The sequence below is a fragment of the Thermophilibacter gallinarum genome, from assembly GCF_014982725.1.
Lineage (GTDB): Bacteria > Actinomycetota > Coriobacteriia > Coriobacteriales > Atopobiaceae > Thermophilibacter > Thermophilibacter gallinarum.
Window position 1 is genome coordinate 78,279 of sequence record NZ_JADCJZ010000002.1, and the last position, 12,153, is coordinate 90,431.

The 12,153-nt window shown below is 68.5% G+C and carries 12 protein-coding genes; 7 read left to right on the plus strand and 5 right to left on the minus strand.

Annotated elements, in window-relative coordinates; all coding sequences use genetic code 11:
• Positions 1 to 168 precede the first annotated feature (168 nt).
• Positions 169 to 1,110: an SPFH domain-containing protein gene (locus INF26_RS04295; protein WP_193530097.1), complete on the minus strand. Its 942-nt coding sequence runs from the start codon at positions 1,108 to 1,110 to the stop codon at positions 169 to 171.
• 111 nt (positions 1,111 to 1,221) lie between these two features.
• Between INF26_RS04295 and INF26_RS04300 the strand changes: the two genes are divergently transcribed.
• The 3 genes from INF26_RS04300 to INF26_RS04310 all read left to right on the plus strand — a co-directional run bounded on the left by INF26_RS04300 (position 1,222) and on the right by INF26_RS04310 (position 4,912).
• Complete coding sequence (locus tag INF26_RS04300) at positions 1,222 to 2,340, plus strand: hypothetical protein (protein WP_193529506.1); 1,119 nt, start codon at positions 1,222 to 1,224, stop codon at positions 2,338 to 2,340.
• 98 nt (positions 2,341 to 2,438) lie between these two features.
• Complete coding sequence (locus tag INF26_RS04305) at positions 2,439 to 3,860, plus strand: APC family permease (protein WP_193529507.1); 1,422 nt, start codon at positions 2,439 to 2,441, stop codon at positions 3,858 to 3,860.
• 62 nt (positions 3,861 to 3,922) lie between these two features.
• Positions 3,923 to 4,912: a beta/alpha barrel domain-containing protein gene (locus INF26_RS04310; protein WP_193529508.1), complete on the plus strand. Its 990-nt coding sequence runs from the start codon at positions 3,923 to 3,925 to the stop codon at positions 4,910 to 4,912.
• 151 nt (positions 4,913 to 5,063) lie between these two features.
• Here INF26_RS04310 and INF26_RS04315 read toward each other — a convergent pair whose 3' ends face one another.
• The 3 genes from INF26_RS04315 to INF26_RS04325 all read right to left on the minus strand — a co-directional run bounded on the left by INF26_RS04315 (position 5,064) and on the right by INF26_RS04325 (position 7,133).
• A complete protein-coding gene (locus tag INF26_RS04315) occupies positions 5,064 to 6,110 on the minus strand; it encodes a hypothetical protein (RefSeq protein WP_193529509.1) in 1,047 nt (348 codons plus the stop codon).
• A gap of 197 nt (positions 6,111 to 6,307) precedes the next feature.
• Positions 6,308 to 6,523, minus strand: coding sequence for a helix-turn-helix domain-containing protein (locus INF26_RS04320; protein WP_193529510.1), 216 nt, complete (start codon positions 6,521 to 6,523; stop codon positions 6,308 to 6,310).
• A gap of 7 nt (positions 6,524 to 6,530) precedes the next feature.
• Complete coding sequence (locus INF26_RS04325; RefSeq protein ID WP_193529511.1) at positions 6,531 to 7,133, minus strand: hypothetical protein; 603 nt, start codon at positions 7,131 to 7,133, stop codon at positions 6,531 to 6,533.
• 162 nt (positions 7,134 to 7,295) lie between these two features.
• Here INF26_RS04325 and INF26_RS04330 point away from each other — a divergent pair, with 162 nt between their 5' ends.
• The 4 genes from INF26_RS04330 to INF26_RS04345 all read left to right on the plus strand — a co-directional run bounded on the left by INF26_RS04330 (position 7,296) and on the right by INF26_RS04345 (position 10,563).
• On the plus strand, positions 7,296 to 7,874 hold the full coding sequence (locus tag INF26_RS04330; RefSeq protein WP_087224809.1) for a xanthine phosphoribosyltransferase: 579 nt from the start codon (positions 7,296 to 7,298) through the stop codon (positions 7,872 to 7,874).
• A gap of 222 nt (positions 7,875 to 8,096) precedes the next feature.
• A complete protein-coding gene (locus INF26_RS04335) occupies positions 8,097 to 8,408 on the plus strand; it encodes an ArsR/SmtB family transcription factor (protein ID WP_226371890.1) in 312 nt (103 codons plus the stop codon).
• Between the two features lie 9 nt (positions 8,409 to 8,417).
• Positions 8,418 to 8,636 (plus strand): cation transporter, encoded by a 219-nt coding sequence (locus INF26_RS04340; RefSeq protein ID WP_193529513.1) that lies wholly within the window; start codon positions 8,418 to 8,420, stop codon positions 8,634 to 8,636.
• 19 nt (positions 8,637 to 8,655) lie between these two features.
• Positions 8,656 to 10,563 (plus strand): heavy metal translocating P-type ATPase, encoded by a 1,908-nt coding sequence (locus INF26_RS04345; protein WP_193529514.1) that lies wholly within the window; start codon positions 8,656 to 8,658, stop codon positions 10,561 to 10,563.
• Positions 10,564 to 10,787: 224 nt separating this feature from the next.
• Here INF26_RS04345 and INF26_RS04350 read toward each other — a convergent pair whose 3' ends face one another.
• Positions 10,788 to 12,029 carry a glycoside hydrolase family 3 protein gene (locus INF26_RS04350; RefSeq protein ID WP_193529515.1) on the minus strand — a complete coding sequence of 414 codons (1,242 nt, stop codon included), beginning with the start codon at positions 12,027 to 12,029 and terminating at the stop codon, positions 10,788 to 10,790.
• Between the last annotated feature and the right edge of the window lie 124 nt (positions 12,030 to 12,153).

Sequence of the window (12,153 nt, forward strand, 5' to 3'; positions counted from 1 at the left end):
ACTCGCGAGCCGGGGTTCTTCTCGCCCCGCGCCGTGACCCAGTACGCGATTCCCTACAGAATCGAGCCCGGAAACGTTGGGAGTCGCGTATCACGCGCAGGCGAGAAGAACGCGGGCCCCAGGCGCATGCCCGGGACCCGCGCGGTCAAACACCCGTTGCCCGCCGCCCTACTGCTGCGGCTTGGCGGGCGGCACCGTCGCGTCACGCCCGGCGGCCCCGGCGGCGACCATCTGCTCGAACATGCCCGCGGTCTGCGTGAAGTCGCTCGGGAGCACCACGGTGGAGGCCTTGCCGGCCTTGGCGAACTCGCCCATCATCTCGGTCCACTGCGTGAACATGAAGAGCTGGTTTGCCTCGGCCGCCGACACGCCCGTCTCCTGGATCGTGGCGAGCGAGTCGGAGATGCCGGCGGCGATGGCCTTGCGCTGGTTGGCGATGCCCTCGCCGGACTTCTCCATCGCCTCGGCCTCGGCCTGAGCCTCGGTCACGCGGCGGATGCGGTCGGCCTCGGCCAGGTCCTGCGCCGCGGCCTTGGTGCGCTGCGCGGCGTTGATCTGGTTCATCGAGTCCTCGACCTCCGCCGGCAGCGCGATCTTGGTGATGAGCGTAGAGACGAGCGTGAAGCCGTAGGCGGTCATCTGCTCCGACACGGTGTCGTTGACGTCGCGCGCGATGTCGTCCTTCTTGGCGAAGACCTCGTCGAGCGTGTAGACCGGGATCGACGAGCGCAGCGCGTCGGTAATGAAGTCGCGCATCTGCGCCACCGGCTGCTGCAGCATGTAGTAGCTCTTGTAGACGCCGGACTGCTGCGGGGTGGAGCCCGTCTCGTAGCTGACGTGGTACTGCGCGGAGACCTCGAGGCCGATCGTGACGTTGTCCTGCGTCTTGACGTCAATGTTGAAGCCGTTCTTCATGGTGCGCAGCGAGACCGTGGCGGCCTTGCGGTCCACGAACGGAATCTTGGCGTGGAAGCCCGCACCGACAATGCGGTGGAACTTGCCCAGACGCTCGATTATGACGGCGTGCTGCTGCTTGACCACGTAGAACAGGTTGCCGGTGACGATGCCGACGATCACGAACACGACCACCAGCACGACGAGGACACCCATGAAGCTTCCAAACATATGCGCTCCCTAGAACGGCTTACGTTCCCCTAGCATACCCGTTGGGCGCCCACGCAATATACTGAGAAGGACAAAAGGCCGTAAGGAGGAGGTCAGATGTCTCGGTTCAGGTTCACGCACTCGGACGACGACCAGGTCGACCCCTTCAACGCGGGCGACCCCGTCATGCCGGGAAGCGAGCCGGAGTGGGCTCTCGGGCTCGACGACGAGACGCTTGGGTCGGATGATGGCTCGGACGCAGACGTCTCGTACGCCCCGCACGGCGAGGCGGGCGGCTCCCCCCACAAGAGCGAGGACAACTACCAGGCACCCACCACGCGCGGCCACAGCTACGACGCCCCCTCGATCGAGGGGGACTCGGGAGCCCAGGCCGACCGCGCGGCGCGCTCGGTCAGCCGGCAGTGGCAGCGCGCGATGAGCAGGGCGCGTCGCGAGAAGGGCCGGCCGCCGCAGCCGGACGTCGCGGGCAGGGCCACGCGCCACCGCCGGGCGCTCATGCGCACCATGATCGTCGTCATCATCCTCATCTCCCTCCTCGGCAGCCTCCTGCCGATGCTCGCCTCGTGCGTGGGCAGCATCGTGGACGACATCCTCTTCGACGAGCCCGCGCCCGACTACACGGCCGACTTCTCCTTCGATTGGGTCGACTCGGGAGCCGCCAGCATCACCGACGCCGTCGAGGAGCAGGAGGAGCAGGCCGCGCGGGAGGCGGTGCGCACGAGCCTCGAGGGGCTTCTCGCCGACCCCACGAGCGGCGAGCTGCACGACCGCCTGGTTGACTACCTGAACGACGAGCTCGACTTCTGGGGCGGCTACACGGCCGCAGAGCTGGGAATCGACGCCGATGCGTGGGCTGCGGAGGTAATCTCGGCAACGACCGTGGAGGTCTCGGACGCCTACCTCTACGGCGACGGGACGGGCGGGGTCTACGCGACCCTGGACACACCGAACGCCGGGGCGATGTCGAGCGAGGCGGGCGGCGACATCTACTCGTACCTGCTCGAGCACGAGCTCGAGGCGACGATCTACAGCAAGCAGGAGCTCACCGAGGAGCAGCGCGGCGAGGTGCGCGCGATCTGGGACGCCGCGGTGGCCGCGGTCGAGCCCCAGGAGCCCTGGGAGCTCAGCTACGAGGTCACGGGCTCCGGAGAGAGCTGGGAGCTGAACACCGAGCGGCTCTGGAGCAACCTGGAGACCGTGTACAGTCTGTACTAGGAACGCGGGGCCAGGGTCCTTCTCGCCCGCAGGCGCGTCCGACTGGGGTACCATGTCCGGACCGACGCCACGCCACGAGCCAGAGGGAGCGAGAAGCCATGGTCGAGAAGAACGCGGGCGGCCGCTACTCGCTGGCCACCGCCATCTGCCTCATCATGGGCATCTGCATCGGCTCGGGCATCTTCTTCAAGTCCGACAACGTGCTCGCGGCCACCGGCGGGAGCGTGGGCCTTGGTGTGGTCATGTTCTGCCTCGCGGCGACCTACATCGTCTTTGGCGGGCTGTGCCTCACCCTCTTTGCCGCGCGCACGAGCGGGGCGGGCGGGCTCGTCGACTATGCCGAGCGCTTTGTCTCGCCGCGCTTTGCACGGCTCATCGGCTGGCACTACGCCTTCGTCTACCTGCCGTCCATCTCGGCGGTCATCTTCTGGGTCGTGGGCGTCTACGCGTGCATGCTCCTCGGCCTCCCGGGTACGCTCGCGCAGCAGCTGGGCATCGGGCTCGTGGCGCTTCTCGCCTGCTCGCTGACAAACGCCGTCGCGCCACGGCTCTCCGGTTGGGTGGGCAACGCGCTCACCGTGGTCAAGGTCGTCCCGCTCGTGGCGGTGGGCGTCATCGGGATCGTCGTCGCACTCGGCGGGGGTGCCCAGCCGGCGCCCGGCGCCAACCGGGCGCTCTCTCCATCCGTGCCCGCAGGCGGGCTCGCCTGGCTCGCCGCCGCGGCACCGATCGCCTTCTCCTTCGACGGGTGGCCCGCGGCGACCTCCATCGCCCCGGAGCTCAGGCGCGCGCAGCGCAACCTCCCGATCGCGCTCGTCGTGGCGCCCCTCGCCATCCTCGCCCTCTACCTCGCCTACTTCGTGGGCATCTCCGTCGCGCTCGGTCCCGCCACCGTCATGGTGGCCGGGGACGGCAGCCTCGCGCTGCTCTTCTCGCGCCTCTTCGGCGAGGGTGCCTCGGCGCTGCCCAACCTCATCGCGCTTCTCGCCGTGCTCGGGACGGGCAACGCCCTCGTGCTCTCGCTGCAGCGCCTGCCCCAGGCCCTCGCGCAGCGCGGCGACCTTCCCGGCGGCAGGTGCCTTGCTCGCTCGGGCGGACAGGGGGCGGTCTCGCGCGCGGGCGCCCTCGTCGCCACCGTCTGCATGGTCGGCTGGCTCGCGGTCCACGGCGCCGTGCAGGCGGCGGGCCTCATTCCCAACGGTGACGTCTCGGAGGTCTGCGTCTGCCTCACGATGCTGCTGATGCTCCCCTACTTCGTCGCCGCCTGGCGGATGCGCCGGACGGGTCAGGCGGGTCGGCTCCGCGGTCGCGTGGCGCCGGTCCTCGCGTGCGCCTGCTGCCTGCTCGTGGGACTCTCGGGGCTGGCCGGGACCGCGCGCCTTGTTGTCGCGGCGTTCGAGCTCGCCGTCCTTCTCGCCGTGGCGCTGGCCTGCCGCCGCGGGCGGCGCCGGAGCGACGCGCGAGCCGATGCCCCAGAGCGCAACTTGGCTGACGGCCGGGGCGCCTCCCGCGGGAGATGAATACGATCGGGCGCGACGGGAACCATTAGAATGGCCTAGGAAACTCGGAGCCGGGAGGTCGGATGACAGAGAGCAACACCAGCGAGAACATGGCCCCCGAGCAGGGCATCTCGAACGCCATCAGCGGAGGGATCTTCGAGGTGGGCCACGCCCCGCACGAGCTGGTGCCCGCCGCCGACGGTCCGGCGCCGATCGAGGGCCGCCTGCGCAAGGCGCCGCTGCGCGTGCCGGACAACTACGAGGCGTGCACCGGGTTCACGCTCTTCGGCCGTCGCATCCGGACGCTGCTCTACTCCACCGACGTCGCCGCGATCCGCAACTCGAACGCCGACGCGATCTTTGCGGTCTACCCGTTCACCGCGCAGCCGGCGATCACGCAGGCCCTGCTCACGGTCGCCGAGGCCCCGCTCTTTGTGGGCGTGGGCGGAGGCACCACCACGGGCCGCCGTGCCGCCGAGCTGGCTGCCGTCTCCGAGATGCAGGGCGCCGCGGGCGTGGTCCTGAACTCCCCCGCCACGGCGGAGATGGTCGCGCAGGTCGCCGCTACCGTGGACATCCCCGTCATCGCCACGATCACGCGCTTTGACAACGAGGCGGCGGAGAAGATCCAGGCGGGCGCGCGCATCATCAACGTCGCGGCGGGCAGGCGCACGCCCGAGGTCATCGCCGAGCTGCGCGCGGCCTTCCCCGCGCTGCCGATCATCGCCACCGGCGGCCGCGACGACGAGACCTCTGCCGCCACCATCGCCGCCGGCGCCAACGCGCTCATCTGGGCGCCGCCGAGCGTCGTGGAGCTGCAGCGCGACATGATGGTCCGCTACCGCGAGAAGGCTGAGGCCGCCGCGGAGGCGGCCGGCGAGGAGGCGCCCGTCGCCACCGTCGTCCCCGTGCCCGACATCACCGACATGCCCGTCGCCGACGTGCCAACCGGCGTCGTGGAGAGCGTCTCGCCCGAGGTCGAGAAAGCGCAGCAGATCGGCGACGAGGACTTCGTGAGCCCCTACCGCGGGCGCCTGCCGCGCCTGCCGTTCTTCGGGCGCAAGCGCCCCTAGCGCACGTTCTTCTCGCCCGCGCGCAATATGCGTTTCCCTACGTTTTAGGCGTAGATTCTGTTGGAAGTCGCGTATCGCCGAGTGGCGGTATGCGATTTCCAACGTTTCAAGGCCCTTTTCTGTTGGAAGTCGCGTATTGCCAGCTCGCGCGCTACCGTCGCAGCAGCGAGCCCCAGTCCGGCAGCGGCATCGGCCCTGCGGGCGCGAGCGGCGAGCCCGCGCGCGGCACGCCGTAGAGGTCGAGCTTGCGGACGAGCTCGGTCACCCCGGCCGCCTCCTCGTAGGTGAAACGAAGGACGGAGACGTCGTAGGCGGTGATGAGCCCCTCTCGCTTCCTCTGGTCGAGAAGAACCTGCTGCGGCGAGCGCCCTCCGGTCATCCCGGGGTCGAGCAGCTTGCGCAGGCCGTCGCACTCGCCCACGATCACGCGTCCGTCCGCGCGCGCCCAGACGAAGCCCACGCGGAACGTGCGTCCCGGGTGCAGCGGGTCGGGCACCTCAACCTGCTGGGCCGGGAGCACGTAGCCCTGCTCGACCATCACGGCACGCGCGATAGACTCGCCTCCGCTCTCGGCGAGCCCGGTTGACCAGCTGAACGTCACCAATGCGTGATCGACGCCCCGACATGAGCCGCTCAGCTCGCGAGCGTACGCAGCGAAGGCTTGCCAGCTCACCCCGCAAGCACCCACCGCCCAGTCTGCAACGACCATCCCCTCGCGAAAGCTCATCCAGCGCAGGCTGTCGAGAATCGTGCGAAGGAGCGGCGTGACGTGCAGACCGTGCACCCATTGCGGCCTCTCGTCCATACGGTCAGAATCGAGCACGAGCCGATGGCGCGTCACGAGCGCCGTCGGGGCGGAGACTGACCCGCTCTCAAGCATCACGTGAAGCGGGCGTTGCTGCGAATAGGAGACGTCGCACCCGAGCGCAAGCGCGGCGGACGGGCCGCAGAAGACCCAGTCGGGATGGGCGGACTGCAACGAGCGCATGATGGCAAGCGTCTGCTCGGAGAAGCTCAGCGCACTCCACCACGTTCGGCGTGCATAGAGCCCCCGCACGGGCGACACGACCTCCCCATCCTCGCCCGCGCGACGGGCGCATGCCGCCCGAACGCGCTCGTTGGCCGGCCTCAGGCACGCGCCCCGTCCCTCCGCCTCCGCGAACAGCTCCCGCAACTCCCGCTCGACCTTCTCGCTCATGGCGCCCCCCTCTCGTGGGAGGCATTCTTTCACGGGAGTGCCGACGGCGCGGGCAACGCTTTAGGTATGACTCTTGATATATTTGATAAAACCTGACGAGAAGCACGTGACGACTGGAATCTCCGGGAGGGAGATAGCCGAAAGTTAACGGTAACACGCTTACGGGAACTACGATTCGGCGAGCGGCGTCCCGGTCGTCAGGTCTCGGGCCCGTCTGGCACGTACTCGAGGATGTCGCCGGGCTGACAGCCCAGCTCGCGACAGATGGCGTCGAGCGTCGAGAAGCGCACGGCGGAGATCTTGCCGCACTTGATGCGCGAGAGGTTGACCTCGCTGAGCCCGATCCTCTCGGCGAGCTCCTTCGAGCGCATCTTGCGGTCCGCGAGCACGCGGTCGAGGCGAAGCACGATCATCTCGGCCTCACAGCAGCTCGTCGTCCTGCTTCTGCAGGATGCATCCGTACTCGAACATACGACAGATCGCGAACAGCAGCGCCCCGATCGCGAGCGCACCGGTGTCGATGATCACCGTGCCCGTCGGGATGAAGGCGGCCTCCACCATGAGCTGGCTCGCCACCGCCCCGGAGATCGCACGACCCACGAGGTGCAGGAGGCCCGGCACGAAGGCCGCCAGGACGAGAAAGACGGAGACGCGCCTGAGGGCACGCACGACGTCGAGCGAGAAGACCTCGCCCGTATCCGCGACGCGCTGGCAGACGCGCGTGGCGCCGAGGTAGGCGACGAAGGTGAGCGCGCCGCCCACCGCGCTCGCCAGCTGGTAGGGAGCCGCGCCGCCGACCCACGTCATGCCGTCGCGCTCGGCGGATGTGGTGAAGAAGGCGGCGAGCAGGTCCTTGCCGTCCTCGACCATACCCACGCGCGCCAGGTCCGCCGCCAGCCACAGCGACACGACCGTCATGATGAGCGACGCCGCAGCCACGAAGGCGCAGAGCCACGCGGCCACGGTCGCCGTGCGCCGGATGCGGCGGTCGGCCTCGGAGCGTGCCAGGGTCTCGTTGGTCATTGCGATCACCCCGTTCTTCTCGCCAGCGGCTCTTATCGTTCTTATGCCACTAATTATCGACTATCGATAAGTACTATCGAGTTTTCAGGCGAACGGCACCAAACGAGCGCCGAGCGTGCATAATGGACGGGACGTCAACACCACCACAGGAGGGGCAGGCGCATGAAGGAGCTTGAGGACCGCATCCGTCAGGACGGCATCGTTCGCGAGGGCAATGTCCTCAAGGTCGACAACTTCCTCAACCACCAGTGCGACGTGGCCCTCTACGACCACATGGGCGCCGAGTGGGCGCGCCTGTTCGCCGGCAAGCGCATCGACAAGATCCTCACGATCGAGGCCTCCGGCATCGGCATCGCGTGCGTGGCGGCAACCCACTTCGGCGGCGTGCCCGTGGTCTTTGCCCGTAAGACCGAGTCCAAGAACCTCGACGGCGACCAGTACCGCACCAACATCACGAGCTACACCAAGGGACGCGAGTACCAGGTCATCGTCGCCAAGCGCTTCCTCACGGCGGGCGAGCACGTGCTCATCATCGACGACTTCATGGCCATGGGCTGCGCGATGAACGGCCTGCTCCAGATCTGCGACGAGGCCGGCGTCATCGTGGAGGGCATCGGCATCGCCATCGAGAAGGGCTTCCAGCCGGGCGGCGACGAGCTGCGCCGCCGCGGCTACCAGGTCGAGTCGCTCGCCATCGTGAAGTCGATGGACGCCGCGACCGGTGAGATCGAGTTCGCGTAGCCGCCGCGGGCGGGCGTTCTTCTCGCCACGCCGCAATACGCGAAAACCAACGTTTCAGACCTCGATTCCGTAGGAAATCGCGTACTCGCATCTATCGATACGCGATTTCCAACGTTTTACGGCCCGATTCCGTAGGAAAACGCGTATTGAGGCGATAAGTCCCATTGACATATGAACGTGTGCTCATATAATCATACTCACATACGAACGAGAGGAGCGCACATGGCAGAGGAGCCCACCCCCACCGAGATGCCCGACGAGGAGCTGCTCTACGACCTCGCCGACCTGTTCAAGGTGTTCAGCGACACCACCCGCATCAAGATCCTCTACGCCCTCATGGGCCGCGAGCTCTGCGTCGCGGACATCGCCGAGGAGACCGGCAGCACCCAGAGCGCGGTCTCCCACCAGCTGCGGACACTCAAGCAGTCGCACCTGGTGAAGTTCCAGCGCGACGGGCGAAACGTGCTCTACTCGCTCGCCGACGACCACGTCTACACGATGCTCAGCCAGGGCATGTCCCACATCTGCGAGTAAGGAGACCCCATGCGCAAGACATTCAGGCTCGACGAGATCGACTGCGCCAACTGCGCGCGCAAGCTGCAGGACGAGCTCGCCAAGATCGACGGCGTGGATGCCGTGTCCGTCAACTTCATGACGCAGAAGCTCACGCTCACCGCGGCGGACGAGCGCTTCGACGAGGTCCTCGACCGCGTCGTCGCCCTCGCCGCGCGCGTCGAGCCCGACTGCGAGATCGTCCGCTAGGCGCCGGGAGGTCGCCGCCATGAACAAGAAGCAGCGCCGCTGGCGCAACCGCATCGTCATCGCCCTCGTCATCTTCTTCGCCGCGCTCGCCGTCGAGCAGAGCGGGCTTCTCGCCGCGCTCTTCGGCACGCCGGGCGACGTCTACGCGAGCTTCGCCCTCTTCCTCGTCCCCTACCTCGTCGCGGGCTACAAGACCCTGCTCGAGGCCGCGCGCAACATCCGCCGCGGCGACCCCTTCGACGAGGCGTTCCTCATGGCGGTCGCCTCGCTCGGCGCCTTCGCGATGGTCTTCTTCCCCGACACCGACCCCCACATGGCCGAGGGCGCCGCGGTCATGCTCTTCTACCAGGTGGGCGAGCTCTTCCAGAGCTACGCCGTGGGCCAGAGCCGCAAGTCCATCGCGGCCATGATGGACATTGCGCCCGAGTACGCCAACGTCGAGAAGGACGGCGAGCTCGTGGAGCTGGACCCCGCCGAGGTCGCGCCCGGCACCACGATCGTGGTCAAGCCCGGCGAGCGCGTGCCCATCGACGGCGTGGTCACGGACGGCACCTCCCAGCTCGACACCGCCGCGCTCACCGGAGAGTCCGTCCCGCGCCACGTGGAGCCGGGAGCGGAGGTCATCTCCGGCTGCGTCAACATGACGGGCGTCCTGCACGTGCGCACGACCAAGCCCTACGGCGAGTCCACGGTCGCCCGCATCCTCGAGCTCGTGGAGAACGCCAGCGAGAAGAAGGCCCGCACCGAGAACTTCATCACGCGCTTCGCCCGCGTCTACACGCCCGTCGTCACGATCTCCGCGGTGCTTCTCGCCGTGGTGCCGCCGCTCGCCGGCCTGGGCGCCTGGTCCGACTGGATCCTGCGCGGCCTCACCTTCCTCGTCGTGAGCTGCCCGTGCGCGCTCGTCATCTCCGTGCCGCTCTCGTTCTTCGGCGGCATCGGCGGCGCGTCGCGCCTCGGCATCCTCGTCAAGGGCTCCAACTACCTCGAGCTTCTCGCCCACGTGGACACCGTCGTCTTCGACAAGACCGGCACGCTCACGAGCGGCATCTTCAACGTCGTCGCCGTGCACCCCGAGGCCGGCGTGGACCCGGACTACGTGCTCTCCATGGCGGCGCACGCCGAGTCCTTCTCGGACCACCCCATCGCCGTCTCCGTGCGGGCCGCCTACTCCGGCGAGATCGACCGCGAGAAGATCGACGAGGTCCGCGAGGAGTCCGGCCACGGCGTCAGCGCCCGCGTGAACGAGCACCTGGTCCTCGTGGGCAACGACAAGCTCATGGCCGCCCACGGCGCCTCGTGGCACGACTGCGACCTCACGGGCACGATCCTGCACGTCACCGTCGACGGCGCCTACGTTGGCCACATCGTGATCGCCGACGTGGTGAAGGACGACGCCAAGGACGCGGTCGACGGGCTTCACGCCGCCGGCGTGCGCCACTGCGTCATGCTGACCGGCGACCGCGCGGACGTGGCACAGGCCGTGGGGACGCGCCTCGGCATCGACGAGGTCCACGCCCAGCTCCTGCCCGAGGACAAGGTCGCCGAGGTCGAGCGCCTGCTCGCGGGCGAGAAGGACGGCGCGCGCCTCGCCTTCGTGGGCGACGGCATCAACGACGCCCCGGTCCTCATGCGCGCGGACGTGGGCATCGCCATGGGCGCGATGGGATCCGACGCCGCGATCGAGGCCGCCGACGTCGTCCTCATGGACGACAGGCCCTCCAAGATCGCACAGGCCATGCGCCTGGCGAGAAGGACCATGCGCATCGTCTGGCAGAACATCGTCTTCGCCATCGGCGTGAAGGTGCTGATCCTCGTGCTCGCGGCCGTCGGCGTGGCCAACATGTGGCTCGCCGTCTTCGGCGACGTGGGCGTGGCCATGATCGCGATCTTGAACGCGATGCGCGCGATGAGGGTCGAGCGCTAGAGGCATCTCAGCGGCTGCCCTGTGGCACTTTTCTCGAGGTCTGTGCGGCAAACTGGCGGTGGACGCGTTCAGTGATGCTGGCGTCCCCACAAAACCCCAGTTGGGGCAGGGGTCTTCACCGCACGTGAAGAGCAGAACGGTCGGCAAGCCACACAGACCTCGCGAAAAGTGCCACAGCGGCCCTCCGAAACAGCCTTCGGTCTGGCAGGCCGAGCAGACAGACCCTACCCGAGGCGCCCCAGCTTGACGCGGAGGACGCGGGTCACGGACTCGTCGATGCGCGCCTCGGTGAGCTCGCCGGACCCGACCGCGTCGACGACGCCCTGGTGGGCGGCGACAAGGTCGGCGGGCATGAGCACCATGTCGACGCCCGCGTCGATCGCCGCGACCGCGAGGCCGGCGGTGTCGAGCGCCGAGGTGGCCGCGCCCATCTCGAAGGAGTCGGTGATGACGATCCCCTCGTAGCCGAGCTCCTTGCGCAGCACGTCCGTGACCAGCTCGGAGGAGATCGAGGCGGGGTCGTCGTCGCCGGTGACCTCGGGCATGGAGAGGTGGCCCACCATCACGAACGGCACGTCCTCCTCGATGGCGGCCTCGAAGGGGCGCAGCTCCTCCTCGCGGATCTCGTCGAGGGTCTTGTCGGAGTAGATGCTCTGGTCGTGGCTGTCCCCGACCGCGCCGCCGATGCCCGGGAAGTGCTTGGCCGAGCAGAGGATACCGGCGTCCGTGAAGCCGCGGACCTGAGCCGCCACCATCGGGGCCACCACGTCTGCCGTGGCGCCGAAGGAGCGCTGGCCCATCGTCCCGTCCGGGTTGTTGGCGATGTCCGCGTCGGGCGCGAAGTCCACGTTGAAGCCCAGGTACGTGAGGTACTGGCCGATGTAGGCGGCGGCGTCGTAGGCCTTGTCGGTGTCCCCCGTGGCGCCGATGTCGCACATGTCGCCCATGTCGTCCACGCCGAACGCGGAGTTGCCGGCGATGCGCGTGACCGTGCCGCCCTCCTCGTCCACGCACAGGAAGATGGGCAGGCCGTTGATCTCCTTGGCGTAGTCGCGCGTGTTGGAGAGCATCTTGCGCGTCTGGTCCGTGTCCGTGAGGTTGGCGCCGAAGTAGCAGATGCCGCCCACCGGACGCTCCGCGAGGGCCTTGCGCGTGGCCTCCCCCGCGGCGGTCTGCACGCTCACGCCGGTAACCGCCTCGGGGCGCACGACGAAGAGCTGCCAGACCTTCTCCTCCAGCGACATCTTGGCGAGCGCGGCCTCCACCTGCTGGGTCAGCGGGTCGACGGGCTCCGCCTCCGGGGCTTCCCCCTCGCCGGAGGGGCGGTCGCTCACGGTGGGTCCCTCGCCCGGCGTCTCGGATGCAGGCGCGCCCGAGCAGGCGCCCAGCGCCAGGGTCAGCGCGGCGCCGGCGGTGGCCAGCGCCTGGCGGCGGGTGATGGGCGCTTCGGTGCGGAGGTCAGACATGGCATCCCTTTCGTCGTCCTTCTGGCGTCCCATTATACGGGGCCTGAGAGGGCGCGCCCGCCTCGTCCTCCCTTCCTCAAGCTCGTGTGCACTATTGCGCCTTTGATATCCAGGACACGCTCGC